Source organism: Citrobacter sp. VF227, from assembly GCF_052950715.1.
The window spans coordinates 584808-607633 of the sequence record NZ_JBRFVF010000001.1 but is presented as its reverse complement, the minus strand read 5'-3'; the positions used below and the strand labels follow the sequence as shown (position 1 = coordinate 607633).

The 22826-nt window shown below is 51.1% G+C and carries 24 protein-coding genes, 2 pseudogenes and 1 other annotated feature; of the genes and pseudogenes, 12 read left to right on the top strand and 14 right to left on the bottom strand.

Features of this window, described 5'->3' with window-relative positions; translation table 11 throughout:
- The first annotated feature begins 61 nt into the window (after positions 1-61).
- The 5 genes from oppB to ACU8YC_RS03020 are packed head-to-tail and all read left to right on the top strand — an operon-like array spanning position 62 to position 4814.
- The gene (oppB, locus tag ACU8YC_RS03040; RefSeq protein WP_003020708.1) at positions 62-982 is read left to right on the top strand and encodes an oligopeptide ABC transporter permease OppB; all 921 of its coding nucleotides are present in this window, start codon (positions 62-64) and stop codon (positions 980-982) included.
- A gap of 14 nt (positions 983-996) precedes the next feature.
- Positions 997-1905: an oligopeptide ABC transporter permease OppC gene (gene oppC / locus ACU8YC_RS03035; protein ID WP_151219382.1), complete on the top strand. Its 909-nt coding sequence runs from the start codon at positions 997-999 to the stop codon at positions 1903-1905.
- 11 nt (positions 1906-1916) lie between these two features.
- Complete coding sequence (oppD, locus tag ACU8YC_RS03030) at positions 1917-2930, top strand: murein tripeptide/oligopeptide ABC transporter ATP-binding protein OppD (protein WP_003833364.1); 1014 nt, start codon at positions 1917-1919, stop codon at positions 2928-2930.
- Positions 2927-3931, top strand: coding sequence for a murein tripeptide/oligopeptide ABC transporter ATP-binding protein OppF (oppF, locus tag ACU8YC_RS03025; RefSeq protein ID WP_151219381.1), 1005 nt, complete (start codon positions 2927-2929; stop codon positions 3929-3931). Before oppD ends, oppF begins: the two co-directional genes overlap by 4 nt.
- Positions 3932-3977: 46 nt before the next feature.
- Entirely contained in the window at positions 3978-4814 is an 837-nt protein-coding gene (locus tag ACU8YC_RS03020; protein WP_151219380.1) for an ion transporter, read from the top strand.
- 37 nt (positions 4815-4851) lie between these two features.
- Here the strand turns inward: ACU8YC_RS03020 and ACU8YC_RS03015 are convergent, their stop codons facing one another.
- Together ACU8YC_RS03015 and cls are read right to left on the bottom strand one after the other, a co-directional pair.
- On the bottom strand, positions 4852-5181 hold the full coding sequence (locus ACU8YC_RS03015; protein WP_151219379.1) for an HI1450 family dsDNA-mimic protein: 330 nt from the start codon (positions 5179-5181) through the stop codon (positions 4852-4854).
- Between the two features lie 34 nt (positions 5182-5215).
- The gene (gene cls / locus ACU8YC_RS03010; RefSeq protein WP_151225524.1) at positions 5216-6676 is read right to left on the bottom strand and encodes a cardiolipin synthase; all 1461 of its coding nucleotides are present in this window, start codon (positions 6674-6676) and stop codon (positions 5216-5218) included.
- Between the two features lie 142 nt (positions 6677-6818).
- Between cls and ACU8YC_RS03005 the strand changes: the two genes are divergently transcribed.
- Positions 6819-6992: a YciY family protein gene (locus tag ACU8YC_RS03005; RefSeq protein ID WP_016153268.1), complete on the top strand. Its 174-nt coding sequence runs from the start codon at positions 6819-6821 to the stop codon at positions 6990-6992.
- Positions 6993-7044: 52 nt separating this feature from the next.
- On the opposite strand, the gene ACU8YC_RS03000 is transcribed toward ACU8YC_RS03005, so the two are convergent.
- Positions 7045-7341, bottom strand: a complete 297-nt coding sequence (locus tag ACU8YC_RS03000) for a YciI family protein (RefSeq protein WP_151225523.1) — start codon at positions 7339-7341, stop codon at positions 7045-7047.
- A gap of 223 nt (positions 7342-7564) precedes the next feature.
- On the opposite strand from ACU8YC_RS03000, the gene tonB reads away from it, so the two are divergent.
- Entirely contained in the window at positions 7565-8281 is a 717-nt protein-coding gene (gene tonB, locus ACU8YC_RS02995; protein WP_151219509.1) for a TonB system transport protein TonB, read from the top strand.
- 87 nt (positions 8282-8368) lie between these two features.
- On the opposite strand, the gene yciA is transcribed toward tonB, so the two are convergent.
- The 4 genes and pseudogenes from yciA to ACU8YC_RS02975 all read right to left on the bottom strand — a co-directional run.
- Positions 8369-8770: an acyl-CoA thioester hydrolase YciA gene (gene yciA, locus ACU8YC_RS02990; protein WP_151219378.1), complete on the bottom strand. Its 402-nt coding sequence runs from the start codon at positions 8768-8770 to the stop codon at positions 8369-8371.
- Between the two features lie 165 nt (positions 8771-8935).
- On the bottom strand, positions 8936-9475 hold the full coding sequence (locus ACU8YC_RS02985) for a septation protein A (RefSeq protein WP_151219377.1): 540 nt from the start codon (positions 9473-9475) through the stop codon (positions 8936-8938).
- Between the two features lie 54 nt (positions 9476-9529).
- On the bottom strand, positions 9530-10273 hold the full coding sequence (locus ACU8YC_RS02980) for a YciC family protein (RefSeq protein ID WP_423390996.1): 744 nt from the start codon (positions 10271-10273) through the stop codon (positions 9530-9532).
- Between the two features lie 28 nt (positions 10274-10301).
- A pseudogene (locus ACU8YC_RS02975) lies at positions 10302-10388 on the bottom strand (YkgJ family cysteine cluster protein); the annotation flags it as partial.
- A gap of 284 nt (positions 10389-10672) precedes the next feature.
- On the opposite strand from ACU8YC_RS02975, the gene ompW reads away from it, so the two are divergent.
- Positions 10673-11326 carry an outer membrane protein OmpW gene (ompW, locus tag ACU8YC_RS02970; protein ID WP_151219375.1) on the top strand — a complete coding sequence of 218 codons (654 nt, stop codon included), beginning with the start codon at positions 10673-10675 and terminating at the stop codon, positions 11324-11326.
- 459 nt (positions 11327-11785) lie between these two features.
- On the opposite strand, the pseudogene ACU8YC_RS02965 reads toward ompW, so the two are convergent.
- Positions 11786-11926, bottom strand: a pseudogene (locus ACU8YC_RS02965) (DinI family protein); the annotation flags it as partial.
- 544 nt (positions 11927-12470) lie between these two features.
- Here ACU8YC_RS02965 and ACU8YC_RS02960 point away from each other — a divergent pair.
- Positions 12471-12746 carry a hypothetical protein gene (locus ACU8YC_RS02960; RefSeq protein WP_151225522.1) on the top strand — a complete coding sequence of 92 codons (276 nt, stop codon included), beginning with the start codon at positions 12471-12473 and terminating at the stop codon, positions 12744-12746.
- 186 nt (positions 12747-12932) lie between these two features.
- Entirely contained in the window at positions 12933-14402 is a 1470-nt protein-coding gene (locus tag ACU8YC_RS02955; RefSeq protein ID WP_187252331.1) for a GGDEF domain-containing protein, read from the top strand.
- 32 nt (positions 14403-14434) lie between these two features.
- Here the strand turns inward: ACU8YC_RS02955 and trpA are convergent, their stop codons facing one another.
- The 6 genes from trpA to trpL all read right to left on the bottom strand — a co-directional run bounded on the left by trpA (position 14435) and on the right by trpL (position 21103).
- Entirely contained in the window at positions 14435-15241 is an 807-nt protein-coding gene (trpA, locus tag ACU8YC_RS02950) for a tryptophan synthase subunit alpha (protein WP_187252332.1), read from the bottom strand.
- Positions 15241-16434, bottom strand: coding sequence for a tryptophan synthase subunit beta (trpB, locus tag ACU8YC_RS02945; protein WP_151225521.1), 1194 nt, complete (start codon positions 16432-16434; stop codon positions 15241-15243). The genes trpA and trpB overlap by 1 nt, the downstream gene beginning before the upstream one ends.
- 10 nt (positions 16435-16444) lie before the next feature.
- A complete protein-coding gene (gene trpCF, locus ACU8YC_RS02940; protein WP_286540750.1) occupies positions 16445-17803 on the bottom strand; it encodes a bifunctional indole-3-glycerol-phosphate synthase TrpC/phosphoribosylanthranilate isomerase TrpF in 1359 nt (452 codons plus the stop codon).
- Between the two features lie 3 nt (positions 17804-17806).
- Positions 17807-19402 carry a bifunctional anthranilate synthase glutamate amidotransferase component TrpG/anthranilate phosphoribosyltransferase TrpD gene (trpD, locus tag ACU8YC_RS02935; protein ID WP_446894996.1) on the bottom strand — a complete coding sequence of 532 codons (1596 nt, stop codon included), beginning with the start codon at positions 19400-19402 and terminating at the stop codon, positions 17807-17809.
- Complete coding sequence (locus tag ACU8YC_RS02930) at positions 19402-20964, bottom strand: anthranilate synthase component 1 (RefSeq protein ID WP_187252333.1); 1563 nt, start codon at positions 20962-20964, stop codon at positions 19402-19404. Before ACU8YC_RS02930 ends, trpD begins: the two co-directional genes overlap by 1 nt.
- A 23-nt stretch (positions 20965-20987) precedes the next feature.
- Positions 20988-21082 (bottom strand) — a sequence feature (Trp leader region).
- Complete coding sequence (gene trpL / locus ACU8YC_RS02925; RefSeq protein ID WP_133087228.1) at positions 21059-21103, bottom strand: trp operon leader peptide; 45 nt, start codon at positions 21101-21103, stop codon at positions 21059-21061. It overlaps the preceding feature by 24 nt.
- Before the next feature lie 135 nt (positions 21104-21238).
- Here trpL and rnm point away from each other — a divergent pair, with 135 nt between their 5' ends.
- The gene (rnm, locus tag ACU8YC_RS02920; RefSeq protein WP_446894995.1) at positions 21239-22117 is read left to right on the top strand and encodes an RNase RNM; all 879 of its coding nucleotides are present in this window, start codon (positions 21239-21241) and stop codon (positions 22115-22117) included.
- Positions 22114-22734 (top strand): L-threonylcarbamoyladenylate synthase, encoded by a 621-nt coding sequence (locus ACU8YC_RS02915; protein WP_187252335.1) that lies wholly within the window; start codon positions 22114-22116, stop codon positions 22732-22734. Before rnm ends, ACU8YC_RS02915 begins: the two co-directional genes overlap by 4 nt.
- Positions 22735-22826 lie beyond the last annotated feature (92 nt).

The following is a 22826-nucleotide window of genomic DNA, read 5'->3' as shown; positions in this document are numbered from 1 at the left end:
CCGCTTTACCTGAAGGTCGGGGTAGAAGGGGTATAAAGGCACACGCCAGAAGGTACGGGCAATGTTAAAATTCATACTACGTCGCTGTCTGGAAGCGATTCCGACGCTATTTATCCTTATTACGATTTCATTCTTTATGATGCGCCTTGCGCCGGGAAGCCCATTTACCGGGGAACGCGCGTTACCGCCAGAGGTACTGGCAAATATTGAAGCGAAATATCATCTTAACGATCCTATCTCAACGCAGTACTTCAGCTATCTGAAGCAGCTGGCACATGGCGATTTTGGGCCCTCCTTCAAATACAAAGACTACACTGTCAACGATCTCGTTGCCTCGAGCTTTCCGGTTTCAGCGAAGCTGGGTGCGGCAGCCTTTATTCTGGCGGTACTCGTCGGTGTAAGCGCTGGGGTGATAGCCGCGCTCAAGCAAAATACGCGCTGGGACTACACGGTGATGGGAGTAGCAATGACCGGGGTCGTTATCCCCAGCTTTGTAGTCGCTCCATTGTTGGTCATGATATTTGCCATAACCTTGAAATGGTTGCCTGGCGGGGGCTGGAACGGCGGGGCGCTGAAATTTATGATCCTACCGATGGTGGCGTTGTCACTGGCCTATATCGCCAGTATCGCCCGTATTACTCGTGGTTCGATGATTGAAGTGCTGCACTCTAACTTTATTCGCACTGCGCGCGCAAAAGGGCTGCCGATGCGGCGGATTATTTTCCGCCATGCGTTAAAGCCGGCGCTGTTGCCCGTCCTGTCCTATATGGGACCGGCATTTGTCGGCATTATCACCGGTTCAATGGTTATTGAGACCATTTACGGCTTGCCGGGCATTGGCCAGCTATTCGTCAATGGTGCCTTAAACCGCGACTATTCGCTGGTTCTGAGCCTGACCATTCTGGTGGGTACGCTGACCATTGTGTTTAACGCGATTGTCGACGTGCTGTATGCCGTTATCGACCCAAAAATTCGTTACTGATACTGGAGCTCGCTATGATGTTAAGTAAGAAAAACAGCGAAGCGCTGGAGAATTTCAGTGAAAAGCTGGAGGTCGAAGGCCGCAGTCTGTGGCAGGATGCGCGTCGACGCTTCATGCATAACCGCGCTGCGGTCGCAAGCCTGGTGGTGTTAGTGATTATTGCGCTGTTCGTGACGCTGGCACCAATGCTGTCGCAGTTTACCTACTTCGATACCGACTGGGGCATGATGTCCAGCGCGCCGGACACGGAATCAGGACACTATTTCGGCACCGATTCGTCGGGTCGCGACTTGTTGGTTCGCGTGGCGATTGGCGGACGTATCTCGCTGATGGTCGGTATTGCCGCAGCGCTGGTGGCGGTAGTCGTCGGTACACTATACGGCTCTTTGTCGGGCTATCTCGGCGGCAAAGTCGACTCGGTAATGATGCGTCTGCTGGAAATCCTCAACTCCTTCCCGTTCATGTTCTTCGTGATCCTGCTGGTTACCTTCTTTGGGCAAAACATCCTGCTGATTTTTGTTGCTATTGGGATGGTCTCCTGGCTGGATATGGCGCGTATCGTGCGTGGACAAACGCTGAGTCTCAAGCGCAAAGAGTTTATTGAAGCGGCGCAAGTGGGAGGGGTATCTACCGTGCGCATCGTTATCCGCCATATCGTGCCGAACGTACTGGGCGTGGTGGTGGTCTACGCTTCATTGCTGGTGCCCAGCATGATCCTGTTTGAATCCTTCCTGAGCTTCCTGGGATTAGGTACACAGGAGCCATTAAGTAGCTGGGGTGCACTGCTGAGTGATGGTGCCAACTCGATGGAAGTCTCGCCATGGCTGCTGCTGTTCCCGGCAGGTTTCCTGGTGGTAACTTTATTCTGTTTTAACTTTATTGGCGATGGCCTGCGTGACGCCCTCGACCCGAAAGACCGTTAAGGAGTGCAGTCATGAGCGTAATTGAAACCTCAACCGCACCGCTCGCGCAACAACAGGCTAACGCACTGCTGAATGTAAAAGATCTGCGCGTGACGTTTGCTACCCCCGATGGCGATGTGACCGCGGTTAACGATTTAAACTTTTCTCTTCGAGCAGGAGAAACGCTGGGTATTGTTGGGGAATCCGGTTCCGGTAAATCGCAAACAGCCTTTGCCCTGATGGGCCTGCTGGCGGCGAATGGCCGTATCGGGGGCTCTGCAACCTTCAACGGGCGTGAAATTCTGAATTTACCGGAACGCGAACTGAACAAACTACGTGCCGAGCAAATTTCGATGATTTTCCAGGATCCGATGACGTCTCTTAATCCGTACATGCGGGTCGGCGAGCAGTTGATGGAAGTTCTGATGCTGCATAAAGGCATGAGCAAAGCGGAAGCTTTTGAAGAATCGGTCAGAATGCTGGATGCGGTGAAGATGCCGGAAGCGCGTAAGCGTATGAAAATGTACCCGCATGAATTCTCAGGCGGGATGCGCCAGCGCGTCATGATCGCCATGGCGCTGCTGTGCAGGCCAAAACTACTGATAGCCGATGAGCCGACTACCGCGCTCGATGTGACGGTACAGGCGCAAATTATGACGCTACTGAATGAACTGAAAAGCGAATTCAACACGGCGATTATCATGATCACCCACGACCTTGGCGTTGTGGCTGGTATTTGCGATAAAGTTCTGGTGATGTACGCCGGACGTACCATGGAATATGGTAGTGCGCGGGATGTGTTTTATAAGCCCGTTCATCCGTATTCGATTGGGTTGCTGAACGCTGTACCTCGTCTGGATGCCGAAGGGGAAGAGATGCTGACTATCCCGGGCAACCCGCCGAACCTTCTGCGTTTGCCAAAAGGTTGTCCATTCCAGCCGCGTTGCCCGCATGCGATGGAAATCTGTAGCAGTGCTCCGCCACTGGAGGAGTTTAGTCCGGGCCGCCTGCGCGCCTGCTTTAAACCGGTGGAGGAACTGGTATGACTGCGGTGACCGAACAACGAAAAGTGCTCCTTGAAATTGCCGATCTTAAAGTCCATTTCGACATTAAAGACGGCAAGCAGTGGTTCTGGCAGCCGGCTAAAACCCTGAAAGCAGTTGATGGCGTGACCCTACGGCTGTATGAAGGCGAAACCCTGGGCGTGGTCGGCGAATCAGGTTGTGGTAAATCGACCTTTGCCCGTGCGATTATCGGCCTGGTGAAAGCCACCGATGGAAAGGTTGCCTGGTTGGGTAAAGATTTGCTGGGCATGAAACCCGATGAATGGCGGGAAGTGCGTAGTGATATCCAGATGATTTTCCAGGATCCGCTGGCATCATTAAACCCGCGCATGACCATTGGTGAAATTATTGCCGAACCGCTGCGGACTTATCATCCGAATCTGCCTGGTCAGGAGGTCCGTGACCGTGTGAAGGCGATGATGATGAAAGTTGGCTTGCTACCGAATCTGATTAACCGCTACCCCCATGAGTTTTCCGGTGGTCAGTGTCAGCGTATTGGTATTGCCCGCGCGCTGATCCTTGAGCCTAAATTGATTATTTGCGATGAACCGGTTTCCGCGTTGGACGTATCAATTCAGGCTCAGGTGGTGAACCTGCTGCAACAGTTACAGCGTGAAATGGGATTATCGCTCATCTTCATTGCTCACGACCTGGCGGTGGTTAAACACATCTCCGACCGCGTGCTGGTCATGTATCTTGGACACGCGGTGGAATTAGGGACCTATGATGAGGTGTACCATAACCCGCTGCACCCTTATACCAAAGCCCTGATGTCTGCGGTACCCATTCCCGACCCTGACCAGGAAAGGAACAAGGTTATCCAGCTACTGGAAGGCGAATTGCCGTCGCCTATTAATCCTCCTTCCGGCTGCGTGTTTCGTACGCGCTGTCCGATTGCCGGGCCGGAATGTGCAAAAACGCGCCCGGTTCTTGAAGGAAGTTTCCGACACGCTGTTTCCTGCCTGAAAGTAGACCCGCTATAATCCTGAGGGCTGACAAAGGTCAGCCCTTCTTTTTGGTGAGGTATTTGTGCCAGGTCTAGTCTCTTCTGTCCGCCGTGGGCTCTATCGCAAATTATTCGATTTAAACACCCGTTCGGGGCGTCGCTTTGAAGGTATGTGCGCGCTGTTCGCATTGCTTAGCGTTATTGTTATCTTCATTGAGTCCGGAGTAGGGACGCAATACCATTTAACGTATGATGAATGGCATATTTTTATTTGGCTGGAGGTCTTTATTACTCTGGTCTTTACCCTCGAATACTTTCTACGTTTATGCTGCTGGGCCAATCCCGCAAAGTATGTGTTTAGCTTCTGGGGAATAATCGATCTTGCCACCATTTTGCCGCTGTATGTAATGTGGTTGTGGCCTGAAATCAGTCTGAGTTATGTCTTCGCCTGGCGCGCGATGCGCGTTCTACGTGTGCTGCGTATTCTGAAGTTGCTGCGCTTTATGCCTTCCCTGCGAGTGTTCTGGAACGCCATCAAAAGCGCCCGCCATCAGCTCATACTGTTCTATTCCTTTATTGCCATTCTGATGATTGTTTTCGGTGCGTTGATGTACCTGATCGAAGGACCAAAATATGGTTTTACCACGCTAAATGCGTCGGTGTATTGGGCCATTGTCACGGTCACTACTGTTGGCTATGGCGATATCACGCCACACACGCCATTGGGGCGCATGGTCGCGTCTTTGCTTATCCTGATTGGTTACTCTGTGATTGCGATACCGACTGGATTGATTACCACACATATGAGCAGCGCGTTTCAGAATCGCCAGAATTTACGTAAATGTCCGCAGTGTCAGCAAGGCCAGCATGAACATAGTGCGCAGTTTTGTAACCGCTGTGGAAGTAAACTGCCGGGTTAAAAATGAAAAAAGCTGCGAGAGCAGCTTTTTTGTTTGATTATTCGCGCCAGAGAATATGGCACAGCTTGTGATCTTTTTCGCGACACAATAAAACGCGCGCAAAAATATCGTTAATCTCGCCGTCTTCAGTATCTGCAAGACCAATCACCACTTCGGCAAAGAAATCAGGGTTCAGATCAAAATCAACGTGATCCTGCCAGTCTTCTGCCGGGTCGAATAACTCCGCACCGCCGCGTTCTTCAAACTGCAAATTGAACAGAATGATGTCGGCTGGATCCAGGTTGTCCGCAGCCAGTTCGAGAAAAATGTCGTAAGCCTGCTCAAGCGTTTCGTCTTCAGTCAGGCGATTGTTCAAATCCATATCCATAATGACTACCTGTTTACTGTCTGATGGGCACGTTTTACAGCAACGGACTAAAGAAGTAAAACAGTCGCTCTGCAATCCGCTGCCAGAGTGGTCGTTTTAACCACAAACGGGCATCAAGCAGGCGAGAACGCGAAATATAATCATCCTGCACTGCGGCGAGATCGCCGCCGAATCCTGCATCGTCAATCACCAGCGTAATTTCAAAATTCAGCCAAAGGCTACGCATATCCAGATTAACGGTACCGACGAGGCTCAGTTCGCCATCGACCAGTACGCTTTTGGTATGCAACAAACCGCCTTCGAACTGATAAATTTTAACGCCTGCCGCCAGCAACTCAGTGAAAAAAGCCCGGCTTGCCCAGCCAACCAGCAGGGAGTCATTCTTACGCGGAAGAATGATACTGACGTCGACCCCGCGCTGCGCCGCCGTACAGATCGCATGCAACAAATCGTCGCTGGGAACGAAGTAGGGCGTGGTCATAATTAAATATTCACGTGCGGAATAAGCTGCAGTTAACAGCGCCTGATGAATCAAATCTTCAGGGAAACCAGGACCCGAGGCGATAGTGTGAATGGTATGACCGCTGGCTTGCTCAAACGGCATGATATTAACGTCCGGCGGCGGGGGCAAAATGCGCTTGCCGGTCTCAATTTCCCAGTCGCAGGAATAGACAATACCCATCGCGGTAGCTACAGGGCCTTCCATTCTCGCCATTAAGTCAACCCATTGCCCGACGCCAGCATCTTGTTTGAAAAAGCGCGGATCGACCATATTCATGCTGCCGGTATATGCAATGTAGTTATCGATCATGATCATTTTGCGATGCTGGCGCAAATCCATACGGCGTAAAAACACACGCATCAGGTTCACTTTCAGCGCTTCAACAACCTCAATACCTGCGTTACGCATCATTGCCGCCCATGGACTGCGGAAGAACGCAACACTGCCCGCGGAGTCCAGCATCAGTCGGCAGTGAATCCCGCGTCTGGCGGCAGCCATTAATGACTCAGCGACCTGATCGGCCATACCACCCGGCTGCCAGATGTAGAACACCATCTCAATGTTGTGGCGCGCCAGTTGAATATCGCGGATCAATGCCTGCATTACGTCATCTGAGCTGGTGAGCAGTTGCAGTTGATTTCCCTTAACGCCAGCGATTCCCTGGCGACGCTCGCACAGCTTAAATAAGGATGAGGCGACGCTGCTGTTTTCTTGCGCAAAAATATGCTTACAGGCTTTAAGATCGTTCAGCCATTTGGCCGTTGACGGCCACATTGCCCGGGCGCGTTCGGCGCGACGTTTACCCAGATGGAGCTCACCGAAGGACAGATAAGCAATGATCCCTACTAATGGCAGAATATAGATGATCAAAAGCCAGGCCATTGCGGAGGGCACTGCGCGTCGTTTCATTAGAATGCGTAATGTTACGCCAGCAATGAGTACCCAGTAACCCAGAATGACCAGCCAACTCACCACGGTGTAGAAGGTTGTCATAAATTTAAAAATCCTTTTGAAAGCGTATTGTTAAGAGTTTACGCATCAGGATTCATCTGGCAAATAAAAACACGGGAAAACCACTGGTCTGCATGCGGTGTGGCGTTATAATGGCCGCTCAGTGACTGAAAGAGTAGTAAACATGAAGCGTAGTAGAACGGAAGTGGGACGCTGGCGGATGCTGCGTCAGGCGAGCCGTCGTAAAGCACGTTGGCTTGAAGGGCAATCGCGTCGTAATATGCGCATCCACACCATCAGAAAGTGCATCCTCAACCATCAACGTAACTCGTTGCTGTTTGCGATCCACAATATCTGATCTAAAAGGGCACCGCTGGCGGTGCCCAAAGTCTCAGCTTTTTGTTCTGTTTTTAAAAAACTTTCTTATACGGTTTTACTGAAACCTGTGCATAAACGCCTGCCGCCACATACGGATCGGCTTCTGCCCACGCCTGTGCGGCTTCTAAAGATTCAAATTCAGCAATCACCGTCGAGCCGGTAAAGCCCGCAGCGCCTGGCTCATTACTGTCAACCGCTGGCATAGGACCTGCCGTGAGCAAACGGCCTTCATCATGAAGAAGTTGCAGACGGGCCAGATGAGCAGGGCGTACGGAAAGACGTTTTTCGAGAGAATCTGCGATATCTTGAGCATAAATAACGTACAGCACGGGTAGAGCTCCTTGAACGGTAAAAGTCATATTTACGTTATTGGAAAGGCCCGGTAACTGCAACGGAAAGATTGCTGATATGTTAAGGCCACACTCCGAAAATGGTTATTTTTCATAAAATCGCGTTTTAAATCTGAGTTACCTTCACGGTCTTATTGAATATGATTGCTATTTGCATTTAAAATCGAGGCCTGGTTTTTTTACTGAAACGATTATGACTTCAATGACCCTTGATTTACCTCGTCGCTTTCCCTGGCCAACGTTACTTTCTGTCGGCATTCACGGTGCTGTAGTGGCAGGTTTGCTGTATACCTCGGTACATCAGGTTATTGAACTGCCTGCACCAGCGCAGCCTATTTCCGTTACGATGGTCGCGCCTGCCGATCTTGAACCGCCTCAGGCGGTTCAGCCACCGCCTGAACCCGTCGTCGAGCCAGAGCCGGAACCAGAGCCGATCCCGGAGCAGCCAAAAGAAGCACCGGTAGTGATTGAGAAACCGAAGCCCAAACCTAAGCCGAAGCCAAAACCGGTGAAAAAGGTTGAAGAGCAACCGAAACGCGATGTGAAGCCCGCAGAACCGCGTCCGTCGTCTCCGTTTGAAAATACGGCACCTGCGCGTCCAATGACCAGTGCTGCTCCGGCAACCACTAAGCCAGCGGTAAGCGCGCCTTCCGGGCCGCGCGCCTTAAGTCGTAATCAGCCACAGTATCCTGCGCGTGCCCAGGCGCTGCGTATTGAAGGTCGTGTTAAGGTCAAATTTGACGTGACCCCAGATGGTCGTGTCGAAAATGTGGAAGTTCTGTCCGCGCAGCCTGCAAATATGTTTGAACGTGAAGTGAAAAATGCGATGCGCAGATGGCGCTATGAGGCCGGTAAGCCAGGTTCTGGCCTGGTGGTGAATATCGTTTTCCGCCTGAACGGCACAACGCAGATCGAGTAAGCATTATGCCGGATTTGGTGGTACGCCGCCATCCGGCAATGAGCGAAAGATTGAAATACTACTGGATGGCGCTGCTAATGCGTACTGTCAGGACAAGGTTGGGATCGGACGCGGTTTACCGTCTTTATCAACAGCTACGTAGATAAACAGGGCTTCGGTAGCTTTATAGCGCTGACCGATAGGTTCAGAAGCAACTTTCTTCACCCAGACTTCAATATTAATGCTGATCGAGGTCGTCCCGCGTTTTACGCAGCGCGCATAGCAACACACTACGTCGCCTACGGCAACCGGGCGCAAAAAGCTCATTCCTTCAACCCGCACTGTTACCACACGACCGTGTGCGATCTCTTTGGCCTGAATAGCGCCACCTATATCCATTTGTGACATCAGCCAGCCACCAAAAATATCGCCGTTCGCGTTGGTATCGGCAGGCATAGCCAGAGTGCGTAAAACCAGTTCGCCCTGGGGAGTGTTATTCGTTGTTGTCATTGTAGAACCGACTATAGAGAAAGATTACAGGCGCGATGCTACTAGAATTTACGTGCTGAGAACAGAGGGGATACGGCGTGCGCAGCGGATGTGAGCCGGGTTTATAGCAACAAGGAACGCGAGGGGATAAAAATTCGCCAGATCCGTAGATCTGGCGAACATTAATTACGATTTATCTTCCTGCGGAAGGTGGCGGTAAATATAAACTCCGCTCAGCAACGTAAAGAGTAAGGTCAGGGCGGTCAGGCCGAATACCTTGAAGTTGACCCAAATGTTCTGCGGCAGCCAAAACGCGATATAGATGTTTGCCAGACCGCACAGGATGAAGAAAACGGCCCAGGCTAAATTAAGCTTTGACCATACCGGCTGCGGCAGGGAAAGCTCTTTACCTAACATGCGCTGAATGAGCGGCTTTTTCATCACCCACTGGCTAACCAGCAGCGCACCGGCAAATAGCCCGTAAATCACCGTCACTTTCCATTTAATGAATTCATCATTGTGGAAGAAGATAGTCAGGCCACCGAACACGGCTACCAGAATAAAGGTGATTAATGCCATCTTCTCGACCTTACGATAGCGAACCCAGCTGTAAATCAAAACCACAGCCGTCGCGACAATCAGTGCCGAGGTTGCCGCATAGATGTCGTAAAGCTTATAAAAAGCAAAAAAGACAACCAGCGGTAAAAAATCAAGAAACTGCTTCATTCTTCGATTCCGTCATCAAAAGCACCGGGTACAAGCCCGGTATGCGTTCAGGGTTTATTGGCGAATCAGCATATATAGGCGAAACAAATAGATCAGCAACACGGCGGAGATCATGTTGCTCAGCGTATTCGCCAAGACCGCGCCTACATTCGGCGTAAGTACCGCAAAACTTGGCGCAAAAAGCAACAGCAACGTTTTTGCCAGCAGCCAGCCAATCACCGCGGGCGCAACCAGACGCATATTTGACCACGCCAGACGCATACTGTTGCGCATAGCAGCAAAGACACCCATTTTGTCCTGTACCATCATCACCGGCGCGAGTGCCAGCAGGATGGCCAGCAAAATACCGGGTACAACGACCAGCATAATACCGATTTGCACCAGCAGAGTAGTCAGAAAAATCAGAATAAACAACTTAGGCAAAACTGGCGCGCTGGCACCAATGGCACGTAATGCGCTGACCCGATGCCCTGCTGAAATGAGCTGAATCATCAGGATGATACCTCCCGCGAGGATGGCATTACCAATCAGACCGGAAAACGTCGACGCAGCAGAAGCGCGTAGCAAAATTTGCTGTTGCTCCGGGGTCATGTTTTGCACCAGATCGAACAATCCCACACTGCTGGTTAACTGATCGCCTTCACTGAGATGCGCAATTTGAGCGTCAGTGGGAGAAAAGGCATGCCCTAACACCACTGTGATAAACGCGCACAACAACGATACCAGCAAGATGGTAATGAATTGATTACGGAAAAAGTTTCCCGCGTCACGGTAAACGGATTTCGCCGTGATAGACATGCACTCTCCTTGAGTTTTGCAGGTGTTCATTTGCGGGCAATTGTACCCTGGATAACTCTACAGTGGCAGCATCACGCGATGTATGGAAAAGCATATCTTTGTAAAGCCCTGGTAATTTTCGACTATCCGTTCAGCATCATGCCAGAGCGCTGTGTGTTATTTGCGCATCGCGACCAAAAAACATCGTCTGAAAGGCAAAAATGCGAGGGGTGTTTGCGAAGTGAAAATATATCAAAATTGATCTGAATTAATTTAACCTGGATTTTGAATGCAAGTTCTAACTTAATCTGGATCAATAAATGTTAAATTATCAAAGTCAATGTGATCCAGGTTTGATCACTTATTACTCCAATGTGGGTATATTCGTTCCGCTTTTATAACCATAACGATGGAGCGGACATGAAAAAATTAACAGTTGCAGCATTGGCTTTAACAACTCTTCTCTCTGGTAACGCATTTGCGCATGAAGCCGGAGAGTTCTTTATTCGTGCGGGTTCTGCCACCGTCAGACCGACGGAAGGCGCAGGTGGCACGCTGGGTAGTCTGGGTGGCTTCAATGTCAGCAATAACACCCAGTTGGGGCTGACATTTACCTATATGGCAACCGACAATATCGGTGTAGAACTCCTGGCCGCTACGCCGTTTCGCCATAAGATTGGCACTGCCAAAACAGGTGATATTGCGACCGTTCACCACTTACCGCCAACCTTAATGGCACAGTGGTATTTCGGTGATTCCAGCAGCAAACTGCGTCCTTATGTTGGTGTCGGGGTGAACTACACCACTTTCTTCGATGAAGGTTTTAACAATAACGGTAAAGAAATCGGTTTATCGGATCTGAGCCTGAAAGATTCCTGGGGTGCAGCAGGGCAAGTTGGTATGGATTATCTGATCAACCGCGACTGGTTGATTAATATGTCAGTCTGGTACATGGATATCGATACTACTGCGAAGTACAAATCTAATGGTGCTGTTCTGCCGCAAGCCCGTTATAGCGACAGTGTACGCCTCGATCCGTGGGTGTTTATGTTCTCTGCGGGTTATCGTTTTTAAGTTCTTCTGCAAAACTGGTCATCAAATGACCAGTTTTTTTCCATTTTTTTACACGCGTGTCGTTGTAGCGATCGGTCATAACTTTACTGCTATGGCCCAACAAAATTTGTGTGTCGACATCTTGCTCCCTGAAGATACTCTGGATACCTTTCGCAAATCATTATAAAAAAAAGGGGCTGCGATAAGACGCCCCAATGCTTGCATGTTATTCAACTTTTTATTGTTATTCAGGGAATTTACGGGTAGGTAAACTCCACAAATAACACTAAAAAAATGGGCCACACACAGCCCGAATATGAGTCAAAGCAATTATGATCCAATCAAGAAAGGCGTGTTTCACCAGGCTTAGCACCACTACTGTTCCTGATGCCCATTCTTTATGTCATGAGCAGGAGGGAACATATATGATAAATATCAATAATTCAGCCATGTATGACGGTGCTGCCTGCACTTTCAGATAATGCTAAAAGGCGGTGTAACCCGAACATCAGCATCGTGGAAGATCCGGTGAATCCTCTCAGTCAACTCGCCCAGAATGATATCTTTTGCATCTGGCAGACCATCAAAATTCTTTTTGTCATAAACCCGTTCCACGAACATTGCTTGTCGGGGAATTCAGGATCAAGCGATACCGAAATCGCCCTCAGCCCCACCTGTTATTTTAGTTAAAAATATTAGATATCAATCACAAAGATTTAATGACAACCGGCTTCGAAATGACTATAAATCTACCCACTCGCTACGGATATAGCGTATCCAATATGCACTGCTGTGTGATTACGGGTGTCTGTGGATGTCAGCAGGCACCCGGTTTTTCATCATCGACTACACACAGCAGCTACCATGTCTGGCAAATTCTGTATTTGGGCGGTGTTTCTCCCCATTATTTCCCCAGAGCTTCCCCACTTATAAAGATGCAACGCTGTCCTTAATCAAGGGAGACATTTGCAATGAAACGAAAAACTTACAGCCCAAAGCGGAGGTTTATGTTCTCTGCGGGTTATCGTTTCTAAGTTAGTGATTCAAAAGCTGAAAGGCTGATCGCTTCCTGGTAAGCTTTTTTATTGTCCGTTTTCACTCCCTGCCTTTCCTCAATTCGATGAGATGCTACTCTTTAAGCAAACTGGCTTTAAGGGGATTGACGATGAGGTTGACCCGTCACCAGCTGCAACACAAAATTTCCCTTCTGGAAGCATCCATAAACGATGATACGGCAGAGTTTGCCGTGTATGCTGCGCGCGAGTTATTGAAATACATGAACAAGGTTGAAATTCTGGAGAAGAGCCTTGCCGTAACGATCACGCTGCCTTACTGCAGCGCCAGTCCGGTTTGCGAGATTGAGGCGGGCTATGCCGCAGGCGTGAGCGACTGTCGTGAGGCCATTCGTCGTGCAGGGTATCCGATTGAAGGTGATGATTAGTTTGCATTTATGTTAACAAAAATGTTCTTTTATTGTATAAACCTGTAACTTTCGTGCACGAGTGCGCTTACTATTTCAACTCATTAGTCTCTGGATAGTTAACATTTTTATCCAAGTACAACGCTGTTATGCAACAACATAAACGGGTAACCGGTTTGGTGATACTGTTAACTATCGGGGGGACTCGTGAAGATTGTGCAGGATAAGCTCCGAAACAGGCAGGCTCTGCTGGTATCTGGGCTCATTACGTTGGTTTTTACCTCGTTGTTTCTGTTTATCATTTATGAACAGCGTATGGCGGCCGCCAGTGAAGGCGTTAGCCGCCTGCAAGCTCACATGTTGGATATTTTTAACGATAATGAACTGATTGCCGATGCGATTGGCGAGCGTTACTACCACATCAAAACCGGCGAACAGTGTGGTGTTATGGCACAGTTTGTTCCACGAAATAAAGATGAATGGGGAATTAACGCCGACCCAAAGCGGGTTCATTCTGCAACAGGGACGATTATTGCTCAGCAACCCAGCCATAATGCGCTGTGTATGTATGCTGCAGCGGAGTTCATTCGTGGAATGGTTAATGAGCTAAATCCAGGCAGCTTCGATGCGCACCGTTACATTATCGCCAGCAATTCAGATTATTTTTACTGGTTTATGGCTTCCGACTCGCGCAATTTTAGTTTTTCTGACTCCGAAATGGCGATGGATATTACTCATTTTTTCTATCCTCCCGTCGATTTCTATACCCGGTTGTTGCAAAAAAACGTCAAAAATAAAGCCCTAAGTTCAACAAACTTCTATACCGATAAAATTACTGGTGAAAAAGCCTACAGCGTGGTGAGCTATATTTACGATCTTTCTGGTAAAGAGATATCAGATCAAATCGTGGCCTATCTGGTCTATGATCATTCGAAACCCGAGCTGGAGGAAGCGTTGGCAGAGGCGTTTGATAATCAAATTCTTCCCGGATTGAACGTTGAGTTGGTGAATCTGACCAACAAAGAGAGCCTCTGCTTATCCGGCAAATGTGCGGGACAATCCAGCTATTTGGTGCGCAATTTTTCAGAAAAATATGCGCTGCACTATTCGATATCATTAGGCCGTTTCATGGCGCGCGATACGCAAGCCGGTATTGTTATTCTGCTGGCGCCGTTCTTTTTCATCATCATTACTTTCTCGCTAAAATCATGGCTGAATGAAAGCGACCTGAAAGTTTATATTGATACGCTGACCGGCTGTTTTAATCGCCGAATTCTCGACATTATCAAACGCCGGGATTTATCACATTGCTCGGTAGTGTTACTGGATTGCAATAAGTTTAAGGCCGTCAATGATACCTGGGGGCACGCAGCAGGGGATCGTGCGCTGCAAATTATCGCCAACAGAATGTTGTCTAACACCCGTACCAGCCACGATCTTGTGATTCGCACCGGCGGAGATGAATTTATGATCCTGCTGTTTCGCTCTCAGGCCAGTGATGCGGTCGCAATTGCGGAGCGTATAAGTGGACAGGTGACCAGCCATGTATTTGTGGTGGAAGGCAATACTATACCCTTGTCAGTGTCGTGGGGGATTGCAGAGGTGAAGGGTGATCTGGATGCGGCAATCCAGAATGCGGATACGGCCATGTACAAAATGAAGCAGGCCAGGGAGTAAAACCGCCAGAAGCCTCTGGCGGTTTAATTAACTTACTGTAGGGTAGCGGCTTTCATCGCGCTGACAAACGCTTTCAGCTCAGCCAGCATCTGTTCTGGTGCCGCAACATTCTTCTCAATGATTTTCACAATCGCCGAGCCGGAAATCGCGCCAGCAGCGCCAGCTTCAATTGCACCGGCTACCTGTTCAGGCGCAGAAATACCGAAGCCTTGTAAAGAAGGCGGAGCATTATATTCTTTCAGCTTTTCGACTAAATGATGCAGGGGTAGTGCCGCACGGTTTTCTGCACCGGTCACTCCTGCTCGTGAAAGCAGGTAGGTATAACCTCGGCCATAAGAGGCAATCTGACGCAGTAGCTCTTCATCGGCATTCGGTGGGCAAATGAAAATGGGTGCGATGCTATGACGTAGTGCCGCCGCTCTGAATGGCGCGGACTCCTCAACGGGAACATCGGCCACTAATACAGAATCTACACCCACTTTTTCACACTGAGCGTAAAACTCGTCAATGCCCTTGCTAAACACCAGGTTGGCATACATCAGCAAGCCAATGGGAATCGTCGGGTGCTTCTGGCGAATCAGGGCCAGCATTTCAAAGCATTGTGACGGCGTAACGCCTGCGGCAAACGCACGCAGTGTAGCCTCCTGAATGGTTGGACCATCAGCCAGCGGATCGGAGAATGGAATGCCGAGCTCAAGTGCGTCGGCACCGGCTTCAATCAGCGTATCTATGATTTTCAGTGACTGTTCAACAGACGGATCGCCCAGGGTGACGAAGGGGACAAAAGCACCTTCCTTGCGGTCCTTCAGCTGTGCAAACAGGTTTTCGTAACGTTCCATCAGATTTCCCCTCGCGCTTTCAGAATATCGTGTACGGTGAAAATGTCTTTGTCGCCGCGACCGGAGAGATTAACCACCAGTAGCTGCTCTTTTTCAGGGGTTTCACGCATCATTTTCAACGCGTGCGCCAGGGCGTGAGAGGACTCTAGTGCCGGAATTATCCCCTCGTGCAGACACAGTGTTTTGAAGGCTTCCAGCGCTTCATCGTCGGTGATCGAAACATAATCGGCGCGACCAATGCTGTTCAGATACGCATGCTGTGGCCCGACCGATGGGAAGTCCAGCCCGGCGGAAATAGAGTAAGACTCTTCAATCTGTCCTTCATCGGTCTGCATCATCGGGGACTTCATACCGAAGTAAATCCCAACACGACCATGTTTCAACGGCGCGCCATGTTCCCCAGACTCAATCCCGTGACCGCCAGGCTCTACGCCGATCAGCCCGACGCTGGTTTCATTAATAAAGTCGGCGAACATACCGATAGCGTTAGAACCACCGCCCACGCAGGCGATAACGGCATCCGGCAGGCGCCCCTCTTTTTCAAGGATTTGTGCTTTGGTTTCTTCACCGATCATGCGCTGGAATTCACGCACAATGGTCGGGAAGGGGTGCGGACCTGCCGCCGTCCCGAGCATATAGTGCGCAGTATCGTAGCTGCCAGACCAGTCGCGCAGCGCTTCATTACAGGCATCTTTCAGCGTTGCGGAACCGCTGTGAACCGGGATCACTTCAGCGCCCATCAGACGCATACGGAAAACGTTAGGCGACTGACGTTCAACGTCTTTCGCACCCATATAAATACGGCATTTCAGTCCCAACAGGGCGCTGGCAAGGGCAGACGCCACGCCGTGCTGACCCGCACCGGTTTCGGCGATGATCTCAGTTTTACCCATACGCTTCGCCAGCAACGCCTGACCCAGAACCTGGTTGGTTTTGTGCGCGCCGCCGTGCAGTAAATCTTCACGTTTAAGGTACAACGTGGTGTTGGTGCCTTGAGTAATGTTCTGGCATTTGGTCAGCGCCGTTGGGCGGCCAGCATAGTTTTTTAGCAGGTCTGTAAACTGCGCCTGAAATTCAGGATCCTTTTGTGCGCTAACAAAAGCTTCTTCCAGTTGGCGCAGGGCAGGCATCAGAATCTGTGGCACATACATACCGCCAAATTCACCAAAGTACGGATTGAGTAATGTTGTCATGTCCTTTTCCTTAATATGCGCGCAGCGTCTGAAATACCGAAGCCAAAAGACGTGCATCCTTGATGCCCGGCTGTGACTCTACGCCAGAATTGAAATCGAGACCGGCACAGCCGGCTTTTGCCGCGTCAACGCAGTTATCTGCGCCAAGTCCGCCAGCCAGTAATACGTTATCCAGCGATTGTCCGCCTAAGAGAGACCAGTCGAAGCGTTGTCCGCTGCCGCCCTGACCGTTGTCGAATACGTATTTATCGACATACTGATAATCACGGGCTGGCAACGTCTCGCTGACGCTCAGCGCCTTCCAGATTTGTACCTGTGCGGGTAGCGCATTGCGTAGCGCGTCTACGTAGGCCTGGTCTTCACTACCATGCAGTTGCACTGCAGTGAGTCCCAGAGCAGCCGCTGTATCACGCACGTCGCTAATTTCTGTGTTGCGAAACACCCCGACGTATTGCAGCGGCGCGCCGGTCATGACCTCTCGCGCCTGATCAACGCTGACCGCGCGTGGCGATGTGGGTACAAAAATCAGTCCGCCATAAATCGCGCCGGATTTATACGCCGCGTTGGCATCCTGAGCCCGGGTTAAACCGCAGACTTTATTCTCGCCGAGCAGTACGCGACGCACGGCGGCATGCAGATCATCATGCGACATCAGTGCGGAGCCAATCAGAAAACCGTTAGCGAAGTGGCTGAGTTCGCGCACCTGTCCATAGGTATTGATGCCTGACTCGCTGATGACGGTAACGCCGTGGCCCAGGCGCGGCGCCAACTGGCGGGTACGATTCAGATCAATCGACAAGTCGCGTAAATCACGGTTATTGATGCCGACGACTTTGGCGCCCAGTGCGATAGCGCGCTCCAACTCTTCTTCGTTACTGACTTCGGTTAGTACGCCCATTTTCAGACTGTGGGCGACGGCGGCAAGTTGACGGTATTGCTCATCATCAAGTACCGACAACATCAGCAGACAGGCGTCCGCCTGGTTGAAACGCGCCAGGTAAATCTGGTAAGGATCGATAATAAAGTCCTTACACAGAATAGGTTGTGGCGCGATGCGGCTGACGATAGGCAGGAAATCAAAGCTGCCCTGGAAATATTTCTCATCGGTCAGCACGGAAATCGCGGAAGCATAATGTTTATATACGCCCGCAATCTGTGCCGGATCGAAGTCATCACGGATCACGCCTTTTGATGGCGATGCTTTTTTGCATTCCAGAATAAAGGCGGTGCGCGCACCTTGCAGCGCATCGTAGAAATCACGAGAGCTGGGTTGAACATCATTTTGAAAGCTGGCCAGCGGTTGTTGCTGTTTGCGGGCTTCTACCCAAATCGCCTTGTCTGCGACAATTTTCGCTAAAACGGTTTGCATCATTTACCCTCTTGCTGCCAGTGCAGTGACACGGTCATAGGCCGCACCGCTACGCAGTACATTAATCACGGTTTGCGCATTGGCTTTTAAATCTTCTTCACCGTGCAAGCGCATTAACATGGCGACATTCGCGGCCACAGCAGCTTCATGAGCGGCTTCACCTTTACCTTGTAACAAGCGACTAAGAATGTCACGGTTTTCTTCCGGCGTGCCGCCAGCCAGCTGTTCCTGGTGGTAAGGCGTCAGGCCAAAGTCTTCCGCCGTCAGTTGATAGCTCTTAATTTCGCCATCATGCAGCTCTGCCACAATGGTCGGCGCATGCAATGAAACTTCATCCATTCCACCGCTGTGCACCACGGCTGCTCGCTGATATCCGAGCACGCGTAGCGTTTCGGCAATCGGCAGCACCAGTTCCGGACTGTAAACGCCAATCAGCGCCAGCGGCGGATGCGCCGGGTTAATCAACGGGCCGAGTACGTTAAACAGCGTGCGGGTTTTCAACTGTTGGCGTACCGGCATGGCATGGCGAAAACCGGTGTGGTATTTCGGTGCAAACAGGAAACACACGCCGAGATCGTCAAGCGCCTGGCGGGATTTATCGGCGTTCATATCCAGATTGATGCCAAATGCCGCTAACAGATCCGAAGATCCCGATTTGCTGGAGACACTGCGGTTACCGTGTTTGGCCACTTTCAGCCCGCAAGCCGCTGCAACAAAGGCGCTGGCGGTGGAAATATTGATACTGTTGCTGCCGTCGCCGCCGGTACCGACAATATCGGCAAACAGATAATCAGGTCGTGGGAACGGGGCAGCATTTTCCAGCAGCGCGGTTGCCGCACCGGCAATTTCATGCGGATGCTCGCCACGAATTTTCATGCTCACCAGCGCCGCTGCCAGTTGTTCGGGTTTCAGTTCACCGCGGACCACGGCGGAGAACAGCTGGTGGCTTTCCTGCTGAGACAGCGTCTGCGCCTGATACAGTTTCTCCAGAATAGGTTGCAGCGTATTGGTCTGTTCAAGCTTCTGTTGCGCCCAGGCCAGCGTTTGCTCCAGCAGACGCGCACCCTGGGTGGTCAGAATGGACTCCGGATGGAACTGGAAGCCGCACACGCGATCGGTATCGTGACGCACCGCCATCACCATGCCGTTAAAATGGGCGTTGATGGTCAAACCGGCCGGAACGTTGCTACCAACCAGAGAGTGATAGCGTGCTACCGGTAGCGGATTTGCCAGACCGGCGAACATCGCCTCGCCGTCGTGTTCAATGCTGGACGCTTTACCATGCAGGATTTCCCCGGCCTGTCCCACATATCCACCATAGGCCTCAACAATGGCCTGATGCCCCAGACAAATACCGATGATTGGCAGCTTGCCGCGCAGGCGGGTTAACAGCTCCGGCATGCAGCCCGCTTCGCTTGGCGCACCAGGACCTGGAGAGAGCATCAGCACCGGATTTTTCATAGTCGCTAAGCGGTCAATTAACGTCTGTGCAGGAATATGGTTACGATAAATCACCACGTTGTGACCGTTAGTCCGCAACTGATCTGCCAGGTTATAGGTAAAAGAGTCGATATTATCGAGCAGCAGAATGTCAGCCATCAGAAAGTCTCCTGTGCGTGGTGTGCGGTGGCGATAGCACGCAGAACCGCACGCGCTTTATTACGGGTTTCATCGGCTTCAGACTGCGGAACAGAATCCAGAACAATCCCGGCACCGGCTTGTACGGTGGCAATACCGTCTTCCACGAGGGCGGAACGAATCACAATGCAGGTATCCAGATCGCCATGGGCGGTGAAGTAACCTACGGCGCCGCCATAGCTGCCACGGCGTCGACCTTCTGCCTCGGCGATAAGTTGCATGGCGCGAACTTTCGGCGCGCCGCTTAGCGTGCCCATATTCATACAGGCGCGGTACGCATGCAGCACATCCAGATCGCTACGCAGTTCGCCGACAACGCGAGAAACCAGGTGCATCACGAAGGAGTACCGATCCACTTTGGTCAGATCAGCAACGTAGCGGCTGCCCGGCGTACAGATGCGCGCCAGATCGTTACGCGCCAGGTCAACCAACATCAGATGCTCTGAAAGCTCTTTATGATCGGTACGCATCTCCAGCTCAATACGACTGTCGAGATCGCGGTCAAGCGAACCGTCCGCCCGACGGCCGCGTGGGCGAGTCCCGGCAATGGGATAGATTTCAATCTGGCGGCTGGAGGCATCGTATTTCAACGAGCTTTCTGGTGAAGCACCAAACAGCGTGAACTCGTCGTCCTGCATGAAAAACATATACGGGCTGGGGTTACTTTTCTTCAGTACATAGTAGGCAGCCAGCGGCGAAGGGCAGGGTAGCGAGAAACGGCGGGATGGTACCACCTGGAAAATTTCACCCGCGCGAATGGCCTTTTGCATCCCACGGACCACTGCACCAAACTCTTCATCACTCTGATTGCATTCGCAGCGCATCTGCGGGACTTCAGTGACGGGCAGCGGCGGCGCAGGTTCGGTAAGCTGTTGGCTCAGTTGCGCCAGACGGGCATTAAGACGCTGTCTTTCTGCATCGTTGGGGGTAAAAACGCTGGCCTGAATGCGGGTGCTTTTTTTCTGGTGGTCGATGACCATCAGCGTTTCTGCCAGATAGAAGCAGTAGTCAGGGCAACGGTTGCCCGCTTCAAGCTGAGGTAAATCTTCGAAACCGGCAACCAGATCGTAGGAAAACAGACCACCGAAGAACATCGCTTCACGTTCTTGCGCAGGAACATTAACCAGCCCTTGCAATAAACGGAACGCATCAAATACAGAAAGGGAACATAAACGGGCGTCTTCATCCAGCAGCGGGCTGACGGCAGGGAATCGCAGATGACGTCCATTCGGCTGTTGTTCGTTGTCAACGCCAGCTGGCAGGGCCGCATCCAGCAGGGGCAGCAGCGATGCGCCGTTTGCGGATAATGCCTGAATAGTGACAGTGTCACCGATGGCAGTAATACGCAATGCGCTGTCGACCAGCAGCAGACTCTTCAGATCGTCTTTGCTGTCGATATCTGCAGATTCCAACAACAGCGTTGCCGGACGTGCGCCGCAAACCTGATGAAACAGTGCTGTTGGATTCTCACGGTAGGCGGCATCGCAGGCAAGCAATTCGAGCGTCGGTTTTTGTGTTTGCATCGTTATTCTCATTAATTTTGTTCAAAAAAAAGCCCGCTCATTTGGCGGGCCGGGTATCTGGTTGCATATTGCAGACGTAAGACACTGCCCGAAATCAGGAAGTGCGCCACCAACCATGCAGGATAAATGTTGCTTTCATCTCAGATACCTTCTTCATGTGAACTTGTGTACTAGTTAACTAGTTCGATGGAGTAAAGTCAACACCTGATTTCAGTATATTTGTCGAAACCGTTATGATGGGTGTGTTACGACATTTATTGAAACGGGAGCCGCCTTGAGCGACACGAATTACGCAGTGATTTATGACCTGCACAGCCATACTACAGCTTCTGATGGGCGGTTAACGCCAGAAGCCTTAGTACACCGTGCGGTAGAGATGCGAGTCGGTACACTGGCGATCACCGATCATGACACCACGGCGGGCATTGCGGCGGCAAGAGAAGAAATTTCACGTTCAGGTTTAGCGTTAAATTTGATTTCTGGCGTTGAGATATCAACGGCCTGGGAAAACCATGAGATCCATATAGTGGGTCTGAACATTGATATCGCTCATCCGATGATGCGCGAGTTTCTGGCGCAACAGACGGAACATCGCCAGCAGCGCGCGCGCCTGATTGCTGAGCGGCTCGGCAAAGCGAACATTCCCGGTGCATGGGAAGGGGCGCTGCGACTGGCTGATGGCGGGGCGGTTACACGGGGGCATTTTGCGCGTTACCTGGTGGAATGTGGCAAAGCCGCAACCATGGCGGATGTCTTTAAAAAATATCTTGCCCGTGGGAAAACCGGTTACGTTCCGCCACAGTGGTGTACAATAGAACAAGCTATTGATGTCATTCATCATTCTGGCGGTAAGGCAGTTCTGGCTCATCCAGGTCGGTACGATCTTAGCGCTAAGTGGCTGAAAAGACTGGTTGCGCATTTTGCTGAACACCGCGGCGACGCGATGGAGGTGGCACAGTGCCAGCAGTCTCCCAATGAACGAACCCATCTGGCAACGCTTGCGCGTCAGCATCAACTGTGGGCATCGCAAGGGTCGGATTTTCATCTACCCTGCCCGTGGATTGAACTGGGGCGTAAACTCTGGTTGCCCGCAGGCGTAGAAGGCGTCTGGGAACTTTGGGAGCAGCCCGAGACCACAGAGAGGAAAGTATGAGCCAGTTTTTTTATATTCATCCTGATAACCCGCAGCAGCGACTGATCAATCAGGCCGTTGATATCGTGCGGAAAGGTGGGGTGATCGTCTATCCAACTGATTCCGGCTACGCGTTGGGTTGTAAAATTGAAGATAAAGGTGCAATGGAGCGCATTTGCCGTATCCGCCACCTGCCGGACGGGCACAACTTTACGCTGATGTGCCGTGACCTGTCTGAATTGTCGACCTATTCCTTTGTCGACAACGTGGCCTTTCGTTTGATCAAAAACAACACGCCGGGCAACTACACCTTCATTCTGAAAGGGACGAAAGAGGTTCCGCGCCGTTTGTTGCAGGAAAAGCGTAAAACTATTGGCCTGCGTGTGCCCTCGAACCCGATAGCACTGGCGCTGCTTGAAGCGCTGGGCGAGCCGATGCTCTCCACGTCACTGATGCTGCCGGGCAGTGAATTTACCGAGTCAGATCCGGAAGAAATAAAAGACCGTCTGGAGAAACAGGTGGATTTGATTATCCACGGTGGTTATCTTGGCCAGCAGCCGACCACGGTCATCGATTTAACCGACGATTCTCCGGTGGTGCTGCGGGAAGGCGTCGGCGATGTTAAACCTTTCTTATAAGGGCGCGAACCGCTATACTACGCGGCCTTAAAATGGCGCTGACTGGCGCCGTTGATTCTCCTGTTCGACGCCTGTGAAGGCGACATCTAAAG

Excerpts from the sequence above, each read along its gene's own strand:
- trpCF (WP_286540750.1), bottom strand. The coding sequence starts at position 17,803 with ATGCAAACCGTTTTAGCGAAAATTGTCGCAGACAAGGCGATTTGGGTA.
- ACU8YC_RS03005 (WP_016153268.1), top strand. The coding sequence starts at position 6,819 with ATGAAGCGTAGTAGAACGGAAGTGGGACGCTGGCGGATGCTGCGTCAG.
- ACU8YC_RS02960 (WP_151225522.1), top strand. The coding sequence starts at position 12,471 with ATGAGGTTGACCCGTCACCAGCTGCAACACAAAATTTCCCTTCTGGAA.
- oppD (WP_003833364.1), top strand. The coding sequence starts at position 1,917 with ATGAGCGTAATTGAAACCTCAACCGCACCGCTCGCGCAACAACAGGCT.
- cls (WP_151225524.1), bottom strand. The coding sequence starts at position 6,676 with ATGACAACCTTCTACACCGTGGTGAGTTGGCTGGTCATTCTGGGTTAC.
- ACU8YC_RS02930 (WP_187252333.1), bottom strand. The coding sequence starts at position 20,964 with ATGCAAACACAAAAACCGACGCTCGAATTGCTTGCCTGCGATGCCGCC.
- oppC (WP_151219382.1), top strand. The coding sequence starts at position 997 with ATGATGTTAAGTAAGAAAAACAGCGAAGCGCTGGAGAATTTCAGTGAA.
- oppB (WP_003020708.1), top strand. The coding sequence starts at position 62 with ATGTTAAAATTCATACTACGTCGCTGTCTGGAAGCGATTCCGACGCTA.
- tonB (WP_151219509.1), top strand. The coding sequence starts at position 7,565 with ATGACCCTTGATTTACCTCGTCGCTTTCCCTGGCCAACGTTACTTTCT.
- oppF (WP_151219381.1), top strand. The coding sequence starts at position 2,927 with ATGACTGCGGTGACCGAACAACGAAAAGTGCTCCTTGAAATTGCCGAT.
- ACU8YC_RS02980 (WP_423390996.1), bottom strand. The coding sequence starts at position 10,273 with ATGTCTATCACGGCGAAATCCGTTTACCGTGACGCGGGAAACTTTTTC.
- trpA (WP_187252332.1), bottom strand. The coding sequence starts at position 15,241 with ATGGAACGTTACGAAAACCTGTTTGCACAGCTGAAGGACCGCAAGGAA.
- trpD (WP_446894996.1), bottom strand. The coding sequence starts at position 19,402 with ATGGCTGACATTCTGCTGCTCGATAATATCGACTCTTTTACCTATAAC.
- ACU8YC_RS03015 (WP_151219379.1), bottom strand. The coding sequence starts at position 5,181 with ATGGATATGGATTTGAACAATCGCCTGACTGAAGACGAAACGCTTGAG.
- ompW (WP_151219375.1), top strand. The coding sequence starts at position 10,673 with ATGAAAAAATTAACAGTTGCAGCATTGGCTTTAACAACTCTTCTCTCT.
- yciA (WP_151219378.1), bottom strand. The coding sequence starts at position 8,770 with ATGACAACAACGAATAACACTCCCCAGGGCGAACTGGTTTTACGCACT.
- ACU8YC_RS02915 (WP_187252335.1), top strand. The coding sequence starts at position 22,114 with ATGAGCCAGTTTTTTTATATTCATCCTGATAACCCGCAGCAGCGACTG.
- trpB (WP_151225521.1), bottom strand. The coding sequence starts at position 16,434 with ATGACAACATTACTCAATCCGTACTTTGGTGAATTTGGCGGTATGTAT.
- ACU8YC_RS02985 (WP_151219377.1), bottom strand. The coding sequence starts at position 9,475 with ATGAAGCAGTTTCTTGATTTTTTACCGCTGGTTGTCTTTTTTGCTTTT.